General features: G+C 57.8%; 20 protein-coding genes and 4 pseudogenes. 4 read left to right on the top strand and 20 right to left on the bottom strand.

Features of this window, described 5'->3' with window-relative positions; translation table 11 throughout:
• The 14 genes and pseudogenes from BSG20_RS31635 to BSG20_RS38010 all read right to left on the bottom strand — a co-directional run.
• Nucleotides 1–256: pseudogene (locus BSG20_RS31635) on the bottom strand (IS630 family transposase); the annotation flags it as partial.
• A gap of 343 nt (nucleotides 257–599) precedes the next feature.
• The gene (gene virB11, locus BSG20_RS31630) at nucleotides 600–1,592 is read right to left on the bottom strand and encodes a P-type DNA transfer ATPase VirB11 (protein WP_072381687.1); all 993 of its coding nucleotides are present in this window, start codon (nucleotides 1,590–1,592) and stop codon (nucleotides 600–602) included.
• A gap of 8 nt (nucleotides 1,593–1,600) precedes the next feature.
• Nucleotides 1,601–2,773, bottom strand: a complete 1,173-nt coding sequence (gene virB10, locus BSG20_RS31625) for a type IV secretion system protein VirB10 (RefSeq protein ID WP_072381689.1) — start codon at nucleotides 2,771–2,773, stop codon at nucleotides 1,601–1,603.
• A 13-nt stretch (nucleotides 2,774–2,786) separates the two neighbouring features.
• Entirely contained in the window at nucleotides 2,787–3,638 is an 852-nt protein-coding gene (gene virB9 / locus BSG20_RS31620) for a P-type conjugative transfer protein VirB9 (RefSeq protein ID WP_072381691.1), read from the bottom strand.
• A complete protein-coding gene (locus tag BSG20_RS31615) occupies nucleotides 3,635–4,306 on the bottom strand; it encodes a VirB8 family type IV secretion system protein (protein WP_072381693.1) in 672 nt (223 codons plus the stop codon). The genes virB9 and BSG20_RS31615 overlap by 4 nt, the downstream gene beginning before the upstream one ends.
• Before the next feature lie 3 nt (nucleotides 4,307–4,309).
• Nucleotides 4,310–4,576: a hypothetical protein gene (locus BSG20_RS31610; RefSeq protein WP_072381695.1), complete on the bottom strand. Its 267-nt coding sequence runs from the start codon at nucleotides 4,574–4,576 to the stop codon at nucleotides 4,310–4,312.
• Nucleotides 4,577–4,610: 34 nt separating this feature from the next.
• Nucleotides 4,611–5,546 carry a TrbL/VirB6 family protein gene (locus BSG20_RS31605; protein WP_072381697.1) on the bottom strand — a complete coding sequence of 312 codons (936 nt, stop codon included), beginning with the start codon at nucleotides 5,544–5,546 and terminating at the stop codon, nucleotides 4,611–4,613.
• Between the two features lie 4 nt (nucleotides 5,547–5,550).
• A complete protein-coding gene (locus BSG20_RS31600) occupies nucleotides 5,551–5,784 on the bottom strand; it encodes an EexN family lipoprotein (protein WP_072381699.1) in 234 nt (77 codons plus the stop codon).
• The gene (virB5, locus tag BSG20_RS31595; RefSeq protein WP_072381702.1) at nucleotides 5,781–6,479 is read right to left on the bottom strand and encodes a P-type DNA transfer protein VirB5; all 699 of its coding nucleotides are present in this window, start codon (nucleotides 6,477–6,479) and stop codon (nucleotides 5,781–5,783) included. Before virB5 ends, BSG20_RS31600 begins: the two co-directional genes overlap by 4 nt.
• Entirely contained in the window at nucleotides 6,479–8,860 is a 2,382-nt protein-coding gene (locus tag BSG20_RS31590) for a VirB4 family type IV secretion/conjugal transfer ATPase (RefSeq protein WP_072381724.1), read from the bottom strand. Before BSG20_RS31590 ends, virB5 begins: the two co-directional genes overlap by 1 nt.
• The gene (locus tag BSG20_RS31585; protein ID WP_072381704.1) at nucleotides 8,853–9,194 is read right to left on the bottom strand and encodes a VirB3 family type IV secretion system protein; all 342 of its coding nucleotides are present in this window, start codon (nucleotides 9,192–9,194) and stop codon (nucleotides 8,853–8,855) included. The genes BSG20_RS31590 and BSG20_RS31585 overlap by 8 nt, the downstream gene beginning before the upstream one ends.
• A gap of 2 nt (nucleotides 9,195–9,196) precedes the next feature.
• On the bottom strand, nucleotides 9,197–9,496 hold the full coding sequence (locus BSG20_RS31580; protein ID WP_072381706.1) for a TrbC/VirB2 family protein: 300 nt from the start codon (nucleotides 9,494–9,496) through the stop codon (nucleotides 9,197–9,199).
• Complete coding sequence (locus BSG20_RS31575) at nucleotides 9,493–10,179, bottom strand: lytic transglycosylase domain-containing protein (RefSeq protein WP_072381708.1); 687 nt, start codon at nucleotides 10,177–10,179, stop codon at nucleotides 9,493–9,495. The genes BSG20_RS31580 and BSG20_RS31575 overlap by 4 nt, the downstream gene beginning before the upstream one ends.
• Before the next feature lie 2 nt (nucleotides 10,180–10,181).
• Entirely contained in the window at nucleotides 10,182–10,721 is a 540-nt protein-coding gene (locus tag BSG20_RS38010; RefSeq protein ID WP_072381718.1) for a hypothetical protein, read from the bottom strand.
• A gap of 93 nt (nucleotides 10,722–10,814) precedes the next feature.
• Here BSG20_RS38010 and BSG20_RS31565 point away from each other — a divergent pair, with 93 nt between their 5' ends.
• From BSG20_RS31565 to repC, 4 genes are all read left to right on the top strand, one after another.
• The gene (locus BSG20_RS31565; protein ID WP_072381719.1) at nucleotides 10,815–11,177 is read left to right on the top strand and encodes a transcriptional regulator; all 363 of its coding nucleotides are present in this window, start codon (nucleotides 10,815–10,817) and stop codon (nucleotides 11,175–11,177) included.
• 713 nt (nucleotides 11,178–11,890) lie between these two features.
• Complete coding sequence (repA, locus tag BSG20_RS31560) at nucleotides 11,891–13,105, top strand: plasmid partitioning protein RepA (protein WP_072381720.1); 1,215 nt, start codon at nucleotides 11,891–11,893, stop codon at nucleotides 13,103–13,105.
• On the top strand, nucleotides 13,102–14,067 hold the full coding sequence (gene repB, locus BSG20_RS31555; RefSeq protein ID WP_072381721.1) for a plasmid partitioning protein RepB: 966 nt from the start codon (nucleotides 13,102–13,104) through the stop codon (nucleotides 14,065–14,067). Before repA ends, repB begins: the two co-directional genes overlap by 4 nt.
• 153 nt (nucleotides 14,068–14,220) lie before the next feature.
• The gene (gene repC / locus BSG20_RS31550; protein ID WP_072381722.1) at nucleotides 14,221–15,432 is read left to right on the top strand and encodes a plasmid replication protein RepC; all 1,212 of its coding nucleotides are present in this window, start codon (nucleotides 14,221–14,223) and stop codon (nucleotides 15,430–15,432) included.
• Nucleotides 15,433–15,978: 546 nt separating this feature from the next.
• Here the strand turns inward: repC and BSG20_RS36810 are convergent.
• The 6 genes and pseudogenes from BSG20_RS36810 to BSG20_RS31525 form a co-directional block, all read right to left on the bottom strand.
• A complete protein-coding gene (locus BSG20_RS36810) occupies nucleotides 15,979–16,152 on the bottom strand; it encodes a hypothetical protein (protein WP_167371641.1) in 174 nt (57 codons plus the stop codon).
• 289 nt (nucleotides 16,153–16,441) lie between these two features.
• Nucleotides 16,442–16,876, bottom strand: a pseudogene (locus BSG20_RS31545) (VOC family protein).
• A gap of 744 nt (nucleotides 16,877–17,620) precedes the next feature.
• Nucleotides 17,621–17,974: a DUF6602 domain-containing protein gene (locus tag BSG20_RS39020; protein WP_420884141.1), complete on the bottom strand. Its 354-nt coding sequence runs from the start codon at nucleotides 17,972–17,974 to the stop codon at nucleotides 17,621–17,623.
• Nucleotides 17,975–18,478: 504 nt separating this feature from the next.
• Nucleotides 18,479–19,108 (bottom strand): annotated as a pseudogene (locus BSG20_RS31535) (site-specific integrase); the annotation flags it as partial.
• Nucleotides 19,098–19,838: pseudogene (locus BSG20_RS31530) on the bottom strand (3-deoxy-7-phosphoheptulonate synthase); the annotation flags it as partial. The pseudogenes BSG20_RS31535 and BSG20_RS31530, both read right to left, overlap by 11 nt.
• Before the next feature lie 349 nt (nucleotides 19,839–20,187).
• On the bottom strand, nucleotides 20,188–20,859 hold a 672-nt coding region (locus tag BSG20_RS31525; protein ID WP_167371671.1), incomplete at its 5' end, for a tyrosine-type recombinase/integrase.

The raw sequence follows: 20,859 nt of genomic DNA, 5'->3' as shown, positions 1-20,859 counted from the left end.
GACCATCTCATTGAGGGTGATGTCCTTTTCCTCTTCGATCATGCCGATGATGAAGTCCTCGTGAGCATCGAGGCGTGAGCCACCGCGTCGACCCTGTTTTGCAGGCGTCAGCCGACCAGCCCGCGCACTGGCAAATCCAGGCGATGGCCGTTGAAATGCCGATTCCAAATCGGGCCGCCGCTGATCGCGCCGACATGCCATCGCGTGACGCAGCCAGAACGCGGCTACGCAGATCATCACTGAAAGCTCGGGTCATAGTGCCTCCGACCAAATCACCAGTCGGGGGATGGAATCAGAATTCCGCAGCCAGGGGAATCCTCAACGCGATTCCGCGTTCAATGGACGCGCTCTAACCATCCCCACCCAACTTGCTCGACCCTCTTCGAACCCCCGCTCGCCTTGAACCAAGTTGAACCTCCGGCGCATGGGATATCGATATTAGGCGATTGTTTTCTCACTGAAACCTGCCGACCGAACGCCTCTCACATTCGGACCGTGATCACTCTCCAGAGCTCTTGTTAGCCGTCAAGGCGATGATGACCAACACCCCATCGCCGTCACCCGCAGGACCGCCTACGCAGGTGTAGTCCCTATTGGTTTTAGAAGACTCGACAGTAAATTTCTGTTGCTCGAAATCGACCATCCGTTCGTTTGCATTGAACAATGACGTCGATCGAGACCCGCAGCAATTGATCAATGTCTTCACGATCCAAATTACGTCCCCCTTCCGATTCTTTCACAAGGAGCGTCAACTGTTGGAAGGCGAGCTTAGCCGAATCGGCATGTACGGTCGTTATCGATCCGGGGTGACCGGAGTTGACGTTGCGGACGTAATAGAATGCCGTGCCGTCACGTAGCTCTTGCAGCAAAATGCGGTCCGGCCGCATGCGCAGACAAGACTCCAGCAGTTCTTTCGGGCCGGCAGTGGACAAGCCCTGCGCGCCCTTTGAATAGAACAGGCGCACGTGATTAGGCTGCGGGATAACCAGTTCAGGGGTGTCCTCGATCGAAATGATCCGTTCGTGGTCCGGAATGTGTTTGACCAGCGCCTTCGAAAGCGTTGTCTTGGCCGAACCCGTTGCGCCTGAGATGATGATATTCTTCCGTGAAATGACGGCCTCCCTCAGAAACTCCTTGAAGTGGCCGGCACGGTATAGCGCCATCAAACCTTGATCCTGCGTCGAGGCGCCGTCGTTGGTTCCCCGCGTCTCGGAAAAAAACTCGGTCTGTTCCAAGTCGTCGAGTGTGAATGTGACCGAGGATGGTTTTCGGATGGTGAGACTAACCGTGTGCCTGGCGGTTGCCGGGGGGATGACGATCTGGATCCGTTCGTCGCCTGGGAGCTTTGCCGACAGTATTGGACGCGTCTCGTCGATCGACTGATGAGAGAAACTGGCCACCGCCCGGGCAAGGCGCATGAGCTTTTCGAAGGTCAGTTCCGGCGTGTCATAGGTCCGCCAACCGCCGGGACCTTCCGTCAGCACCTGCCCGGGCCGATTCACGATTACTTCATAGAGAGACGGGTCCAGGAGGTATGTGGAGAACGGCTTCAAGAGCTCGCTAACAACTGTCGCATCCTGCCCCTCCGACATTTCCCATCCTACTTCGTTACGAGCGTCGACTGTGACGCAAAATCCCCCAGCACTGCGCGATCGAAAATGCGGTTCCTGGGTTCCGTCACCCGAAGACGGTAGATCCCGGAAAAATCAAGATCACGAGCAACGAAGATCGAAACCAATTCACCCTGGTGCTTATTCAGCGTCGGCGGGATGTTGATGGACTGTTCGACCGCGATGGCGGCCGCCTGTTGGCTGGCACTCGTGGTGTTTTGCGCCTCGATATCGCTATCCTGCAGCCGACTGCTGGCATAGCTCGTCGCATCACCGACAATAGAAAGAAGAAGGGCGCTGCCGAAGCGCTCCCACCAGTGGGTGTCGACATAGCCGTCGACGCCGGCGCGACCGAGCGCGTCGGTCGCTGGCGATGCGAGTGTGACGATGACACCCTTCGGCGTTTTTGCTCGATTCCACAGAACGAACAGACGTTTTTGTCCGCGCTGAAGCCCGCCCCGATATTCGCCAACAACCTGCGTGCCCTTTTCCATCAACACGACCCTGCCGTTGTCCGAAAGGACATCGCGGTTGATCACGCAGCTTGTAAAACCTGGTTGGTCGGATGCCAGTGCCGTTTCGAGCACGCAAGGGATCGAAGTCCCCATCGCGACGATGAAGTCGCGATTTCCAAGTGTACCGGCACGTGAGCCCTCAAGCCGTGTCGGCCGCAGCAGACCATCGAAACGCTGCTCGTCGCTATTCTGCTGGTTCTGCCCTATCACACTGTTGTCCAACGGCAGGAAGTTGGTGTTGTTTGAAGTGTCCTGATGGGCAATTTCTTGTCGCTCTTTCGCATTTTTCTGCCCGCTGTTGAAGGCCATCACGGGCGCGCGGCGGGCGGAATCGAACAATTCATCCTTCTCTTCGACGACCGGTTCAACGACGGGCGTCGGCAACTTCACTTCCGGGACCACCTGAGCTGGCTCGGCTTTTTCCTTGGCGGCTTCGAACGGATTTGTCTGGCGAATAACAACCCGCTCTGGCTGGGTATTCTCGTCTTTTTCTTTCTTGCCTGTGGTCGACCAGAGGGCAAATCCGACGAACGCAACGATGGCGATTGCCACTGCGCCGCGTTTCAAAAGAGGATTATTGTCGATACGGCGACCAGTGATGGTTTCCGCGCGCTCTCCGGGAATGCGAGCTTCATCTTCTTGCGCCATGACCGTCCCTTCCCTATTGCCCGGTGAAGTCGCTTTTCACGACGCGCTCCACCGAGGGAGACGTCGTATTGGTGTCGGGGTTGATGCCGATGCGGTCGTAAGCCTCGTTGAAGACGCAAAGCACATCCTTGCCTCGACGCAGGATGAACTTGCGGCTGATTGCGTGCACCATCACCAGATTTCCGTCGACCGACTTCGGAACAAGACTTTCGGACCCGTCGGAATTCTCTATGTAGATCGCGGGCATTTCCTGGTTCCCAACGAAGGCGAACGTCGTGATCTTTCCATTGTCGTAGACGCTTTGCGGCTCGAGCGCCTGGGAGCCCTGAGCCGAATAGCGCCAGTTTCGAGGTCCATACGCTTCGTGAAGTGCCAGCACATTGTCGGCGTCTTTCGCTTGGGCTGCGAGGGCCCTCGATGCTGCCTGCTGGCGGCGAAGCTCAGCTTCATCTGCTGGATACCTGAACTTCAGGTAGAAATAGGTGTTCTGCCCGGCTTCCACAGAACCGTCACGTACTGTCAATTCCATCTGGTAGCTACGGGTCGAGCCATCCCGGCGCGTCGTCACCACGGATATGTTGGTCACCGGCTGGTTCTCGCGCGGTTTCAAGAACAAAATGTTACCTGCCGGCGCGACTTCCCAGGCGACGCTGTTGCCGAGTGCCACATGGGCGATTTCTTCGTCCGCCGCGAACTCGACCTGTACGGATGACCGCAAGGTGCCGACGACCCTGGTGATATTGTAGGGTTGGTAGTTCACAAAGCGGACACGACTGTCTTGCGAGGCGCCTCGTGGAATTTCCAGCGCAAGCGCCGGCATGGCAAATGAAAGGAAGAGCGAGACGATTGGCGCGGTGCGCATCATCTCACCTCCTCCGGATCTGCACGATATTCGCTAACGACAAACCCGATTGGATTCACGAGCCTGTCCGTCGACGACATCGGAGCATTGGCATACGAATAGGTAAGGCTCGCAACCCAGTGGGTCGTCCGCACTTCCTCGCCGCGCGTAATGGTGCGCATGTAGCGCACCGACACGACATTCTGATTGATCAGAGAAATCGAAGCGATATCGATCCTCGCGGTGGCGGCGCGACCATAAATGTTCTGAGGCGATTCCGAGTTGCTGCCGCGGTACAGTCCCGCGAATCGTGTCTGTTCTGCTTGCGTCGACAAAAGGGCGATGGTGCGGAAGTTCTCCTGTGCTTCGCTCCAGACGTAACCCTCGCGGGCGCGAACATACTTGGCAGCAAAATACTTTGTCACGGCCTCGTCGTAGGTGCCGGCCGTCGATGTCAGCGCCGACACGACATCGACAATGCCCGTCGAATTATCGACGCGCACCACAAAGGGCTCAACCGTCTTGAGGGGCGTGAGACCTGCGATCGCGAAGACGGACACACCGGCGACAATGCCTGAGGCGATGGCAATCGACCAGGCGATCCGGTTCGAACGCTCGATCTGGATCATCCGGTCCTGGTCGAAACGACGTGCCTTGTCGAAGTAGCTCTTGAGATTATCTGTCGTCACCATGTCTCATCCCTCACAGCGGCGATAGGAACCGTCGATGTCCAGATGCGCAAAAGCTGCGGGCTCGCTGACCTCTTCGACAAAGGGTGTCACGGACGTGGAGGAGCTCGCGTTGGATTGCTGCTGTTTCAGCTTGCTGTCGCCCTCCCATTCCCACATCGAGCGGTTCAGAGGGCGGCGTGAATAGCCGTCGCATTTCGGCACAGGGTAGGTCAGTGATGCGCAGCCGCCAAGCGTGGCCGCAATGACGAGCAACAAAGCAGGCTTAATCATTCAGGCAGGCCTTTTCTTATTTTTGAAATGCATGTCATGCGCCGGCATTCCTTGATCCGAATGCCCGGCCGGCAAAGCGGGCACCGCGACCGATCATCCGGCCGGTGTAGGAGGTTCCTCGCGCCAGCATGCCTTCATGCGCATCTCGTGCGGCGCCATAGCCATACGCCAGCGACGCCCCGCCAGAGGCCAAAGCCGAGGCGATGCTGGGAAGCTGGTAGAAAACGTAGAGCGCGGCAATCCCGATGGCGCAGAGCGCGATCGGTCGCATGAGAACGTCGCTGTAGCTATCGATCGCGGTGAAGGTCGAATCAATGCAGGAGATCAACAGTGAACCAACGGCAACGACGAGCACCTGCAGGATGACGAAGTTCGCGAGCTGCCCGATCCAGGACTCGGTAAAACGCCGCGTCGACTGGAACATGGCGAGCGCGATGAAAATTGGCCCGATCGCCAACACGATTGCCAGCGCCAACCGCGCATAAAGGGAGACGACGTAGCCGATCCCCGCGACGAGGAAGCTGACGCCGATCACCATCATGCCACCGACGCCGGTGACAATATCGACCGGCCAGGAGGCGCGAGACCAGATATCGGTCGCAGAGGCTTGCCCCTTGTCGAGCAGGCTGTCGAATGTGCTGGCGCTCGGCGCCGCACCCGAATTCAGGGCCTGGGCGATCTCACGCGGCAACACATCGAAGAAGATGTTGGTAACATAGGTCTGATATTCGCCAGCGTTCTTAACCAGCATGACGATGATCGCGAGCTTTATCGCGCGAAAGGCGAAGTCAAGAATGGGTTCCTGCACCGAGCCCCGGAGGACGAGATAGCCATAGAGCACCACATAGAGAGTGACGGCCGCCGTCAACGGACCAGTGACCCATTCCGCTATGTTCGAAGTTCCATCGGAGACGAACGTCTCCAGCGGCTGCTTGAACTGCCCGTCGATAAACTCAAACACCTGGTACATCGGACTAGCCTCCCAGTGCCTTACGCATGTTTTGGAGGCGTAGCTTTCCGTCGGCCGCTTCTGCGTTCCGGCAGTTGGCCGTGTTGCGCAATTCACCCGGATTGTTGCGGCAGTCAGAAAAGGTACGGCTCAGCAGCGCTTCGTCAGCAATGAGTTCATCGACGGTGTACGTCCGCTCGGATTCCTGCGAGCAAGCGGCCACCAGCAAAAGGGTAATGAAGATGGGGATCCGCCTCACTGTAGCGCCGCCTTCATCGCATCCATGCGTTGCCGCCAATTCTCGGCCTTGCGCTGCTCGTCGACCTGGGTCTGCGCTTGCTGGACCATCCGCAATCCCTCCATTCGAAGGACGTCGGTCTGCAGGAATGCCTGTTCGGCCTGTAAGCGAGCCAGCAAATCTGCGACCTCCTTGGCGTCGCCGGCGGTAGAGATTTTCTCGCGTAATTGATCGATTCCATCGATGCGCTTGGTCGCGGCATCGTAGATCTGCTGACCGAGGCTCATCTGGCCTGCATTTTGGCTCTGAATACGCGACAGTTCTGTGGCATAGAAATCGTCAGCATTTGTGCGGTAGGTCGAGTTACTGTCCAGAAATTTCGAGGCGGAATCGCCGAACACTCCGGTGCCGTTGCCTTTGAGTAGACCCTCGATGGCGGCGAAGTTGGACGGCAGAGCCTTGCGGATCGCCGGATCGTTGAGAACGTTCGCGACATCCGCCATATCGGTGAGCTTGTTGAGCGAGCCATAGAGCTGCTGCGCCTGCTTGATCTGCTGATTGAGCGCATCGAGTTGCGATTTGAGCTGCGCGATGCTCTCGATCTGTTTGGCAATAGCGGTCTGATCGATGACCGGAATCCCCTGCCCTGCCGCGCTGTAGGCGCCAAGAATAAGCGCCGTGGAGAGCACAACGCCATGAAGTCGATAGGAAGCCATCAGCTTGCACTCCTTCGCTGTTGGAAAACGGGAAGCCAATCATTGACGTCGTCTCCAACCTCCGCGCGGATCGCGTCGAGAAGTTCGACATTGGCGGTCCGGCCGGCAAGAATGGCGAGCTCGTCATCGAAGCCGTTAAGGTCGAGTTCGGCAACGACGCTGTTGTGGCCCTGCTTCAACACGAATCTCCGGCTCTCGACGGATAGTTCGCGCGCAATCAGTTCGTACTCGCGCTCCGTGAGCTTGAAACCGTCGACATAGTCGGCATGGTTGCCACGCGAGTTGGGAAGGAAGATCTGTGTCGGGCATTGCTCAATGATGGTGTAGGCGATCGGCGAGATCAGCGCGTCGCGCGGGCTTTGCGTGGCAAACAACATCAAGCCATTTTGTTTGCGGATGGTCTTGAGTTTGTTCTGCGCAAGATCGCGGAACCCCTCGTCCTGGAGCGCCTTCCAGAATTCATCGATGACGATGATGATCCGGCGGCCGTCGATCAGCTGCTCTACACGGTGGAAAAGGTAGGCCATCAGCGGTGTGCGGATTTCCTCGTTGTCGAGGAAGTCGGTCATGTCGTAGCCGATGAACTTGCCTGACCCGCCGAAATCGCCAAAGCCGATATCCTCGATGACATTGTCAAATACCCAGCCGAGTGGCCCTCCCCTCTCCCACCGGCGGAGCCTGGCCGCGATCCCTTCCGGATCCGTGTTATTGAGGAAAGTCCGGAGCGCGCCGATCGTCCGCCGGTCAACGGGCAGGTCGGCAAGGCCATCGATCGCGCCGGAGATGTCGCGAAGCTCGGTGACAGTCAGTTCCCGCGTCCCTGAACCCACCAGCTTGCCGACCCAACGCGCCAGGAACACCTTGTTCTCCGGCGTCAGGTCGAGGGCCTTCAGGGGAGCGCAGCCGGTGGGGACGCCATTCTTCAGCGGCAGGTAGGTGCCGCCGGCGGCGCGGACATAGAGGTCCGCACCGCGGTCCTTGTCGAAGAAAACCACATGAGGATCATGTTTTTCCAACTGGGACAGCATAAAATTCACGATCACGGTCTTGCCGGCTCCCGATGGGCCGCACATGAAGGTGTTGCCGAGATCACCGTAATGGAGGTTAAAGTAATAGGGCGACCCGGAGGCCGTCTTGAGCAGAGCGACAGCCGGTCCCCATTCATTGCCGTCCTTCTGCCCGATCGGATAGGAGTGGAACGGTGACAGTGCTGCAAAATTCTTCGAGCTGATCGCGCCCGATCGCGCCCGGTAGCGGAAATTGCCCGGCAGTTGCGCCCACCAGGCAGCCTCGAGGCCAAGATCCTCTCGCGCCACGACGGCGCCCCCATTGGTCAGGCCGGCGCGCGCCTTCGCGAGATTGTCCGTCAGTTCCTTCACTGTGGTCGCAAAGACGGACAGCGTCAGGTGATGTTCGCCGATCACGAACCGGTTCGATTCCAGATCGTCCATTGCATCGTCAAGTTCGTCGATCTGCGAAGCCGCCTTGTCGCCGCTGCTCACCAACTGGTTCTGCTTTCGCCCCATGATGACGCGAGCGTCCGCCTTCGATACAAAGCAGAAGGACTGCGAAAGAATGAGTTCAAATGGACTGGTCAGGACGCCGTCCAGCATACCGGTCCTGGTGCGGGCCGGGTATTCCTTGAAGCTCAGCATCCCTGCAAATCGGCTTTCCGCCTCATGCCGAATTTCGATCGTCTCACGACCGATGATGACGCGATCCGAGTAGATCGCCGAGGCGATGCGACCTTCGGTGAGCGGCACTCGCTCGCGCCTTCCGCCCACGATCTGGTGCAGCACCTCGCTCAGCTCGGAGAAGAGCATGCCGTCCTGATCGTAAAGGGAGAGCAGACGCGGTTCGAAACGCTTCAGGCCAGCGGTGACATCGACCACCTTGTCTTGAAGTTGTTTCAGGGCTTCCTCATCAAGCTCCAAACCAGCGCGCTTGGCGCGCCGAATGCGTGACAGCAGCTTTGCCGCTTTGTCCGCCGGATCGCGGGCCGGTGACCAGAGGACGGTCAGATAGAGATCGTTGTGGAACAGGTCTTCGTGCACCATGCGCTTGCGATATTTCTCGTTGAGCGCGGCAGAGAATGGTGTTGCAAATGTTCCATCTGGATAGTCGCTGTCTCGACGCCGGACGAGGTGAGTCCAAAGCGCAAGCCGCTCATCGGCAATATTCCGATAAAGGGTGTTGAGGTCGCGATAGAGGGCGTTGAGGTCGAGCACATCAGCGGTTTCGAACGACACGCCTTCGAGCGCGACCATGACCATCAGGGTGCGGGAGTCGAGCGCGATCGTCGACTCGTCGATGTGGCGCACGTATGGAATAAAGGCCTCGGGTGCGAGCTCGCGGGATCTGAGGGTGGCGATACTAGGCAAATCCAATATCCCTTTCGTCAAAGTGGCGGGCCAGTCTGAGAGGCGAGAGCGTTGCCCCGCCCCAATAAGCACTGTTGCGCGAACGGCCGCGTGTCTCGACCCAGGCCAGCAGGATGCGGAACATGTTGTGATCGTGCTTCACCAAGGCGCGGAAGATGAGATGGAACACGACGCCGACCAGCGCATATGCGATCGACCCGGCAACGATATAGAGGATCGTCGTGAGCATGATATTGAAGCCCATCGCCTCCATGGTCACGCCAGCGATCATTGCCGGACGCGTGCACGCGATGAAAAGCGTTTCTTCTTCGAGAACCGTCCGCTCGCCCACCATCGTCAGCTTCCGACGATGGTGTTGACGAGTTCGGTGGCGCCGAAAATGCCGCCGATCCCGATGATCCAGAAGCCGGCCCGCCTCAGGTCCATATAGCCGAACATCCAGGCAATGCAGATAACGATCACCGCGATGACCGCTAGGAGCTTGGCGATGTTTCCGGTTAGCATATCAACGATGTTCTGCAGGACGGTTTCGATGCCGGCAGCTTGCGCGAAGGCTGGCTCAACCATCGTCACCACGATGGCAGCAGCCATGACGGACGAAGCGACAATGGGTCGGATACGGGAATTCACAATCATTTACTCTGCTCCGATTGATTGCTCTGAAACATGAGGACGGACGATCGGCGTCGGGTCTTGAAGACGTCCCATGCCGGCGCCGCGGAGATCGCGGCTGTTTTTTCCGGGGAGTTTTCCGCAACCACCTCGGCAACGGCGTCTGCGCTGGGAATTTCGCTTGGGACGTCGTCCTCCCTCCCCTCCCCCGTGTCGCCAATTGTCACCCGTGCCATGGTCGGTCCCAGCCGTTTTACTTCGCGGCGAACCTGATCGTCGTAATTGACCATGGCGCCGACAGATGGATCATCACGTCCATAGTAGGATTGCAGCATGACCTGCTCGGCCCTGGCGGGGTCAGCACCCACCTTGACCGCGAGGCGATAGTAGCCGTCGAGTAGCGTCGCTGTAGCCTGAAGGTTAAGGCACGGATCGAAAGCGTCGGATATCGAGAGTTTGAGCCTCCCAAGCTCTTCCGCACCGATGCCGCCAAGGCCCAACTGGATGTCATGGCGTTCGGCCATCAATGATGTTGCGATTTCGATTGCCTCAGCCTTCGTCTCAGGCTGCCGCTTGAGGAGGGCGCCACTGTTGATCCGGATGCTGAGCGGAGCGAACCGGCTTTCGAGGCTGATGACGCCCGCAAGTGTTTCGGATGCAACGAAGGGTGCGCAGGTCTGTGCAAGATCTAAGAAGGCAACGGGCATGTTCAAAACCACACCCTCTGCTTACCGACCCCGTCGATCGTCACATCGATGTATCGAGGTTTCTCGCGCACCAGGGGACGCGCTACGGTATAGGCCACGCACTGATAGCGACCGTTTTCTCTTTGCCAGCGCGGCGACGTAACTGAGCCATTGTTTGAACCGCCGCCGTCTCGATCTCGCTGGCAGAAGCTATCGCTTACGGCCTGAGGCGCCGTGGAAATACATGTCGCGTCACTCCCCCGTGGGCCGTAACCTGCCGACAGTCGGTAGCCGGCATTACAGTAGTATGGTTCGTAATGGGGCCGGGAGCTTTGAAAACCGACCCCGCTGCAGGCCGGAAACGAACGTCCTTTCGCAAGCCAACGCCAGAGTTTTTGGATCGGCGGCCGGCACTCGCCATATTGCGTTGGGCCACCGGGGTTGGATAAGCACAGGATAACCTGGCATCCCCAATCGTCGGCACGAGCGCTTCGTTCTGAAATAGTATAGAGTGAGGCGAACCCCAACGCTGCTACGATCGTTCGAAAGAAAAGGCCCTTCATGCCCCCTACCCTCCGGTTTCTTCAATGTCAGCAGGGATTGAAAAGCGACTCGCCTCAACCCATAGACTATGCAAATAATAGATAGTTAAACCGATGGCAAGCAATTTGAGCGACCGATGGCAAAGCCAGGCTTTATCTGTCTTCGCAGTGCGTGAAATTCTGGAAAAGCCGATCAACGGTGAATCGGCGCAGTCACGTATCAAGCAGATCGGGATGATGAATATCCTGTACATGATGCACCAAGCCCATGAAAAGCTAACACTCTCAAAGATAATAGAAATTACAGGTATGACGCGCGGCGGTGTCATTGAAACTATGGACCTTCTTGTCGAGCGGGGCATCCTGCTTGAAACGCTCGGCAAGAATTCGATGGGGCGAGGGACAGCTCGACAATTCCAATTTGCTCCGGGAGTGTTCGAGAGCCTTCGCGTTGTCGGTGAAGCTGGAAAATCGTGATTTTAGTTAATAAAGAACGTAAAGTCTCTTTGGCGGCTCGAAGCTTTTTTCATTCGGCAGCCAGCGGTCAGCTCGGTGAGCGACGCGATCCTAGATACGCCGGACATGATCTGGTAATGCCTCGGGCGTTTCTTGCGGCGGAACAAGCCTTCTCACGCTCTTCAATTTCAAGCAGCATGTGAGGTGGGACGGAAGGGCGTGCCTGCGGTCTCAGTAGCCGCCGGATTCGCGGCGCCCCAGCACCGGCCCCGATCCCGTTTAAGCCGGTGCCAGAACGCTCCTGGCACGTCAGATGAGTGTTGCAAGATAAGATGGTGGCAAGCCAACGGAAAAGGGACCGCGACGGATATGCCGCGGTCTCCTGTCCCGAGCAATGCCTTACAGAAATCGAGATAGTGGATGACTGACACTGTTTGCGTGAGTCGCACGATTCGGCGCGAACTTGCTCAACCGACTGCCGAGTTACACCCCACGCCGACGTTTTCGACTCTTTTTTTGGTACCGTGCTTTGAGGGACTTTTCTCGGTTGAAACTGGCTAATACCTTGTATTTTCGAGGACGTTTTGGAGTGTTGCCGCCAGGCTTCAGCTACGCGTTAAGGTTTTGTTAACCTTAAAGAGCTTGCCGAGCAGTCAGAATCGGGGCTTATTGCAACAGCGGTTAGAAATGGGTTTTGCCGCATCCAACCGCTGTTATTGAATTTTGGACTAGACATGAAAACGAAGGCTGAAGCGAAAGCGCCATCACGTGAGACTCTCGTAAGCCTTATAGACAGGCATTCGTCGGCTCTCGCTGTTCAGCTACAAGCCCATCATGTGAGCACGTTTCCGCCGACGGCGCAAAAGGGAATACGCCATTTCCAACCTTCAGAGGCCGCCAAACTCGTTGGCGTGAAGGAAGTCTATCTTCGACAGGTTTCGAATGACATCGATGATCTGGAGGTGAGCACGACACCCGGCGGCCGACGTTCCTATTCCGTTGAGGACATCGACAAAATTCGTCGACATCTCGACAAGGTCGGCAGAGCAGATCGCAGGTATCTGCCTCACCGGCGTGACGGGGAAGAGTTGCAAGTTATTTCCGTCATGAACTTCAAGGGAGGTTCTGGCAAAACTACGACTTCGGTCCATCTCGCCCAGTACCTTGCGTTGCGCGGCTATCGTGTCCTGGCTGTCGATCTTGATCCGCAAGCGAGCATGTCGGCCCTCTACGGACATCAGCCCGAGCTTGATGTTCACGAGAACGAGACAATGTACGGCGCACTACGTTATGATGACGCCCGCCGTCCGGCCAAAGATATCATCCGCAAAACCTATATCCCCGGGCTGGATCTTATTCCAGGCAATCTCGAACTCATGGAGTTCGAGCATGATACCCCGCGCGCTTTGATGACACGGCAAGCTGGAGATGTGATGTTTTTCCAGCGCCTAAGCGATGCTATCGACCATGTCAGCGCGGAATACGATATCGTCATCATCGATTGCCCTCCTCAGCTAGGGTACCTCACACTTTCCGCCCTCACCGCGGCGACGTCAGTTCTCGTGACAGTCCATCCGCAGATGTTGGATGTCATGTCGATGAATCAGTTCCTTGCAATGGTCGCTGATTTGCTGCGAGAAGTCGCCGCCGCTGGTGGCAATGTTGATTTTGCCTGGTTGCGTTACCTCATCACTCGGTTTGAGCCTTCTGACGGTCCTCAAAACCAGATGGTCGGCTATCTCCGGTCGATCTTCGGGGCGCACGTTCTGAACTTTCCGATGCTGAAATCGACCGCCGTTTCAGATGCCGGCCTCACCAACCAAACGCTGTACGAGGTCGAGCGCGGCCAGTTTACACGGAGTACTTACGACAGAGCGATTGAGTCGATGAACAGCGTTAACGACGAGATCGAAACCCTGATCAAGAAAGCTTGGGGGAGACCAGCATGAGCCGAAAGAACCTTCTGAACCTGATCCAAGTCGATGCCGATATGCCTGTGAAGACTACGGCCTCCGACAACAAGCTCGTTGGGCAAGTCGCCAGCACAATGCGTGAGGAGAAAGCCCGCCAAGCACGCGCCGACGATATCGAGCGACGGCTTGCTGAGGGCCAGGCAGTAATCGACCTGGACACAGCGTTGATCGAACCGTCTTTCGTTCGGGACCGCATGCCAGGCGACATCAATGGTCTGCTTGCATCGATCCGCGAACAAGGTCAGCAGGTACCGATCCTTGTGCGGCCTCACCCTGAGAAGTCGGGACGCTATCAGGTAGCTTTCGGTCATCGCCGCCTACGCGCAATCCAAGAACTCGGTCTACAAGTTAAGGCGGTTATCCGCACCTTAACGGATGAAGAACTGGTGATCGCACAGGGGCAGGAAAATAACGAGCGCGAGGACCTATCCTACATAGAGAAGTCTCGGTTCGCGCAACGACTTAAAGAACGTTTTCCCCGCGAAGTCATCACCTCCGCAATGTCGGTCGACAAGGCGGAGCTGTCGCGCATGCTTTCTATTATTGACTCGCTTCCCTCAGGTTTGATCGATGCAATCGGACCGGCCTCGGGGATTGGTCGACGGAGCTGGCAAGAACTCGCGGACTTGGTGCAGAAGGATGCAAACCACGATCCTGTGGCATTGGCTCAATCGGAAGAGATGCAGGCCATGAGTTCGCAGGACCGATTCAAGGCTCTGATCCTCGCGCTTAAGCCGCGCCGCATTGTCCGCGGCTTGCCCGAAGTCCTGTCCACGTCTTCAGGACAGCGACTGGGCCACGTGAAGCAGAGCAAGACAAAGCTAGAAATAACAGTCGATCGGAAGGAAGCTGCGGAATTTGCGGCTTTTTTGCTGAATGACGTGGTGGCTCTTTTCGAAGAGCGCCGTGCGAACAACGTACAAAAAAAGGAAGCGTAGCCCGCAAAAGAAAAGAGCCCCCAAAACGTCGCCGCCTCGGAAGCTCCTATCTGTCTAAGCACCAGTAGAATCGCATTTCCGGGATTCATCGTCAAGAGTCTAGGCGCCGTTTCGGCGAACGAATTTCTTTTGCCTGTTAGAAGGTGAAGAACGATGCAAACGGGAAGTGTGACGACGCCCTTTGGGCGGCGGCCGATGACTCTTGCCCTTGTCAGGCGGCAAATGTCCGTCTGCGAGATAGGGGCGGGTAAAACGACCGACAAGTGGAAGGTCTTCCGTGACGCCTCGGCGGCGATCGAGTTGCTGCGGCTACAGCCGAGCAGCCTCGCTGTCCTGGATGCGTTGTTGAGCTTTTACCCGGAGAAGGAATTGCGACAGGACGCGCAGTTAGTCGTTTTTCCTTCGAACGTGCAGTTGTCGCTGCGAGCTCACAGTATGCCATGCTCTACTTTGCGTCGCCATTTGAGTGCGCTTGTCGATGCAGGCTTAATCATCCGTAAGGACAGTGCCAACGGCAAGCGCTTTGCACGAAAGGACAGCGCCGGTGATGTCGATAGTGCGTTCGGTTTTGATCTTTCCCCTCTCCTCGCTCGTGCTGAGGAATTGGCGATGTTGGCACAGCAGGTCATTGCTTTGCGGGCGGAGTTCAGAAAAACAAAAGAACAGCTCACTATTTGCAGACGTGACACGCGTAAGCTCATCACGGCTGCGATCGAGGAGGGCGTCGACGGCGATTGGCGGGCGATCGAGGAAGTCTACGTTGGGCTGGTTAGCGGCTTTCCGCGAACACCAAAGATCGATGACTTAACGGAAGCACTCGGGAGCATGGAGATGCTTAAGGAAGAAGTCCTCAATCGATTGGAAAATAATGGGAAAGCAGAAAATATTAGCATCAATGGTGCCCAATATGAGCGCCACATACAGAATTCAAACCCAGACTCCACTATTGTATTTGAACCTCGCTCTGAAAGAAAGCAGGGCGAAAAGTCGAGCGAGACACCCAAGCCGAAAGAGCCGCTAAGGGCATTCCCGTTGTCAGTTGTGCTGAAGGCTTGCCCTCAGGCGTCAGACTACGGACCAGGAGGGGCAATCGGCAGCTGGCGCGATCTGATGTCGGCTGCGGTAGTGATCCGCTCGATGCTTGGAGTAAGCCCGTCAGCTTATCAAAGTGCTTGCGAGATCATGGGGCCAGAGAACGCAGCTGTAGCCATGGCGTGCATTCTGGAACGCGCTAACATGATCAACTCCGCTGGCGGGTATTTGCGGGATCTCACGAGACGATCCGACCAATCAGAATTCTCACTGGGCCCGATGGTTATGGCGCTTCTCAAGGCGAACGGGCCTGTACAACTGAAGACCGGATGATGGGGCTTTCAACGATGATGGCGGGCGCAGACTGCTACAGTGAAAGCGAATTGCTTCATCTGCTGGTCCCCTGCCCCGCTTTGCTTTAGCCGCCGAGGACCTCCGCCAACGGCAGCGGCTCGTTGTCGGAGATAATCTACTCCCCGGGAGGCCGGCAGGGACGCGTCAGGCATCTCTGGCGCGGGTGATACGACCCGACCCCGCGATGCACGGGATCGGTCACGAAGAAGCGTTCGGACCGGCCGGCGTTTCGCAGATACAGCCGGTCTAGATACGGCCTCGTGGATTCGGGAGGCGAGCGCCCAATGCCAAGTTTGCTGCTGGGTTCGGATGGAGTATGCGCGCGAAGAAGCTCTGGTTGGACGCTTCAGACAACCAGTTTTCAATTTGCGGGGGAATTGGAATAGTGGCTCGCGACCCGCCCTTGCCAACAGCTCGTCGCCAAAGGGACGGGTGCTAATGGAAGAGGCCCCACATGTTATTGAATGGCCTGACGCTCAGGCGCGCTCCGATCGCCACGCAACGGCGACCAGGGGCAGGACGAGGTTATTGCCAGCTTTCCAGCGTAATCGGCTCGGCGCGAAACTGAACAGCATCGACCATCACGGTCTCAATCAGCCGGAAAATCTGGACTGTCACGCCGTCCGTTATGTCCACCGACTTGCGCCGAACAACTGCCGCTGACTTTTCGCTCTGCGCTTCGATCCCGGCGATTAGCAAGAGTGTCCAAAGGACCGTACAGTGTTGCGCTACCAGCGCATGCCGAAGGCGTGGACCACGAGATAGGGTTGGCGGCGCACCGAGCTATGCCCTACGCCTGGTGTTACGGCCCACCACTTACGAGATACGCTAAATTCGGCATCTGAGGCACGGCGCCCCGAGGTATCGCCGCTTGCGCGGGCGACCCAGCCTGGTTGACGAGCTAACCGCGCCCAGCGAGAACGTGGCTCCAGCAGGCGGGAAAGCCGCTGACATTGGTGACTCTCCGCCATTTGTCTTCGTATTGCGCTCAACTGAGTACTTGGGCGAGTCCGATGAGAAGCCCTTCAGGCCCACGGAGGTAACAGAGCCGATACGCGTCCTTATCCTGGACGACTTCGCCTACGAGCTGCGCGCCGCGCATGCGGAGCCTTTCAAGCGTCTGTCGATGTCATCAACGGTGAACACGACACGAGGTAGCCGAGCGCGTTAACCGGGGCGTTCCGGTGATCTGCAACGACAGGCAGCGTGATGAAGCGGGAGAGCCCGAGCCGGCTGTGGCCGTCTGGTGCGCGCATCATGGCAATTTCGACATGCTGATCGCCCAATCCAGTGACGCCGGCGGCCCATTCTCCTTCGATCGTGGCTCGTCCTGCGAGCTCGACGCCGAGCTCGCAAAAGAAATCAATCGCCCCCCAAGGTTTTCGACGACGATTCCTACGTTGTCCATCCGCTTGAGCGCCATGTTTCCAATCTCCAAGGTGTCGTTCAGATCTACACGGTGTCGCCGAGTCAGACAACGGACGCTTGAGGTGCACCAACACCGGCCAAGTCGGTTTACTGCGAACGGGATATGTTCACCAGCCGGTCGGGCATGACTGCCTAAGCTGGCATACGGCTTGGACGGTTCCCATTTTCCCCCACCGAAATACCTACACTGCGAAAAATGCCATCTTTTCCGCTAGTTAAGAGCGTTGACCGCGGTCAACGACGGGAAATGTCCAGCGCTAGGCGCCTGAAAACCGCTGTTCATGTCTAACTACCGGATCTGCATCAGCCAAGACGCCGGAGCATTCAGGATTTTTTCGCGGCGAGGGCCTCCGTTCCGGCAGAACTTGCATTCGAGTAGGTTGATGAATCATAGTTCCCTCGCAACGCGGCAAGTCAGTAGATAGCCGCTCTATCAGTCGGTGAGCACGCGGGTTGTCGAGCCACACAGACTATCCAGGCCCAAACGGGGCTTCTAGTTGATAACGAATGCCTCGATCTTCTGACGCCGGATAGGGCTGGCCCTCTCCGGCGGTCCTTTGAAAGTTACGGCGAACTCCATCAATAACGGTCTGTCAACGGCGGTGAAGGTAACGTCAGGCTGCAACCCTTCGAACCTCTCTTCGATCTTCGTTCTGCGAGACATCGGTTTCGGCGCCTACGATGAGTAGCTCCATGAAACCCGCTCGGGTATCGCAGTTTCTGCAAAATTTTGGCTCGCTCAGCGTGCGGCCGAGGCCCGATGACGCGCCCAGATCGAAGCTCCCCGTGAGGCCGGGTGTTTGGACCCAAGAGCTGAATGTCGAAGTGACGCTGAGGAGCTGATTATACGCGTCTGATAAATCCGATGCGAAGAGGTTTTTTTCACCTCAAATACGGCAAGAACATCGCGGACGTGCCATTGAAAAAGGCCGTCGACGAAGGGCACCGGGGAACCCTCACCTCGGACCAACATGCAGTCGAGCTGTCCACTCGATCCACCTTTTCCATCGATTACGAAGCCGCTCACGATCTTGAGGTCAAGGCCGTCGGGTATCGCTTTGTTCAAAAGGTCTTTCGTGAGGCCTTCGTACATGGCGCCTATCGTGGGGGCGTGCCGAATATCGCTTTTGTCGAGTCGGTCCCTCTCTGCTTTGCGAAGTCCCTCAAGCATCTCACCGATCGAGTGGATCATGGCATATCCCCAGTAGGCCTCACGTTGAATGCGATCTATCAGCCGGTCCTCTCCCTGCCCAGCCAATTTTGTCAGCGTACACCAAGGGCCAGTGATCCGGCTCCAGGAGAAAGGAGACAAATAGAGGCGTTGGGTTGCCGTTCTTGATACCTCCTAAAAATAAAGGGTGAGACTATTATTGTAGAGCTCTCTTTGAGACGGCAAAGCTCAATGCGGATGCTGCGAAAACTACTAAAGGTGCCTTCGCTCTGAATGCCGCGAGACTGAGTAGCTTGAAACAATTTTCTCATGTCGGGAAACGCAACCGTCAGGCTTTGCCAGCCCTGCGGTAGAAGGATGGCAATGTGCTGTATGCAACCATCGACCCGCTAAGAAGTGAAGCATGCCTAGCGAGGAGTCGGGTCTTTAGAGGAGCCGTGCCGCCCGACCGCTGCGCCGAGTCGCGCTATTGTAATAGCTCGATGCCTGCTGGACCGAGCGATGCCGCGACTGCTCCATCGCCTCGGGGAGCGGAATGCCCCGGTTCGCTGACTCGGTGAGATAACCCGATCGCAGTCCGTGCGCCGAAAACTCCCCAGGCTCCAGCCCGGCCATTTCCACCCGTTGCTTGATGATCGCATTGACCGACTGCGGATCAATCGCCCGCCGCGAAACCGTCCCCCACCGCCCGATCGCCCGAAACACGCTCCCGCTCTCGATCTTCGCGGCCGTCATCCAGGCGTTCAGCGCCTCCACCGGCCGACCGGTCAGATAGACGATATCGTCCTGTTCGCCGGTGCTGGTCTTAGTGCGGCCGAGATGAATGGCGAGCGAGGGGAGGGGAGGGCCGTCCGGCACAGCGATCGGCGGCTCGACGGTCAGCTGCTCGCGCCGCAAGCCGGCGATCTCACTGCGTCGGCGGCCGCCCGACGCGAACGCAACCATCAGGATCGCGCGGTCACGAAGATCGCGCAGACTGTCGCTCTCGCAGGTCGCCAGCAGTCTGGAAAGCACATCACCGGTGACCGCCTTGGCGCTTTTGCCGATCATAGTTCGGCTGCTTGCCGCCGCGCAGGATGATGTGGCCATCCTCGTTGCCACTCGTCGATGCGATCGCTGCGCGTCCGTCCTTCGTGACAGCCGGAAAATGGTGGGGCTGCGAGGCGGCCATGATGGCGTCGAGAGCGATGCGCACATCGCCGGTGGTGCCGTTCTTGAAGCCGATCGCCGAGGAAAGGCCGGAGGCGAGTTCCCTATGAACCTGGCTTTCGGTCGTGCGGGCACCGATTGCCCCCCAACTGACGAGGTCAGCGATGTATTGCGGCGTGATGGTGTCGAGGAATTCGCAGCCGGCCGGGAGTTCGAGTTCGTTCACATCGAGCAAAAGCTTGCGGGCGATGCGCAGACCATCCTCGATCCGGAAGCTGCCGTCGAGACCTGGGTCGTTGATCAGGCCCTTCCAACCGACCGTCGTCCGCGGCTTTTCGAAGTAGACGCGCATGACTATCTCCAGGTCGCCCTGCAGCCGGTCGCGCTGTTCTTTGAGCCGCTTCGCATAGTCTATCGCAGCAACCGGATCATGGATCGAGCAGGGGCCGACAACGACTAGAAGCCTGTCGTCCTTCTTGGTCAGGATATCATGGATGGCGCTGCGTGCGCCGAGCACCGTCTTGCTGACAGTCTCGTCGCGCGGCAGCTCATCGATGATTCGTGCGGGCGAGGAGAGTTCGACGATATTGTTTATGCGCAGATCGTCAGTCGGATTCGTCACGGTATTGGTCTCCATGAGGTCATACCGGGCGCATAAAAAAACCGCCAGGTAGACTAGCGGTTGGTCGGATAAAATTGCGTCTTTCTTAATTACGCACTTTCCCGCTTCCGCACCGAGGCACGGAAATAATAAAATCGGGAAACATATGCGCAAGCGATCGACATGGCACCTTGCTACAGCAAGGCGAGCGACTTGTCACTTCCGATCTCCATTCCTTGCGGGCAATCAAGCTGGATTCATTGTGTGCAGGATAATGGAGTGCGTTTGAGCCCTGCCTTAGTGGCCTGAACCTCACCGATCCAGCGGCTCGGGAAACCGCCTTGTTGGGCGCACGCCACGGTTCGTGATCGCGGAATATTTGGTTCTATAGCATCCGCGCGGCTTTGCCGGTGCGCCGTGTCGCGTCGTTATAGTAGCTCGACGCCTGCTGCAACGATCGATGACACGATTGCTCCATCGCTTCGACAAGGGGAATGCGACGATTGGCGGCCTCCGTCAGATAGCCTGACCGCAGTCCGTGCGCAGAGAACTCCACGGGGTCTAGCCCAGCCATCTCCACCCGTTGCTTGAAGATGGCGTTGATCGACTGCGGATCCAGCGCCCGCCGCGACAGCGTTCCCCATCGCCCGATCCCCCTGAAGACGCTGCCCTTGTCGATCCTGGCGGCCGCCATCCAGGCGTTCAGCGCCTCGACTGGCCGGCCGGTGAGGTAGACGACCTCGCCCTGCTCGCCGGAGGTCGTCTTCGTGCGGCCGAGATGAATGGCCAGCGAGGGGAGGGGAGGGCCATCTTTCTGCTCGATCGGCGGCTCAATCGTCAGCTGCTCGACACGAAGCGCGGCGATCTCGCTGCGCCGGCGGCCGCCGGAGGCAAACGCGACCATCAGGATCGCCCGGTCGCGCCGATCGCGCAGACTGTCGCTCTCGCAGGTCGCCAGCAGTCTGGAAAGCACATCACCGGTGACCGCCTTGGCGCTTTTGCGGCGCCGCTGACGCGGTGCGGCGCGCACTGCCAGGCGAATGGCCGCCTTCAGGGG

Origin of the sequence: Rhizobium tibeticum (genome assembly GCF_900110205.1) — a bacterium.
GTDB classification, from domain to species: Bacteria; Pseudomonadota; Alphaproteobacteria; order Rhizobiales; family Rhizobiaceae; genus Rhizobium; species Rhizobium tibeticum.
Note: the sequence above shows the minus strand (reverse complement) of the source record. Positions and strands in the feature narration are given on the sequence as shown.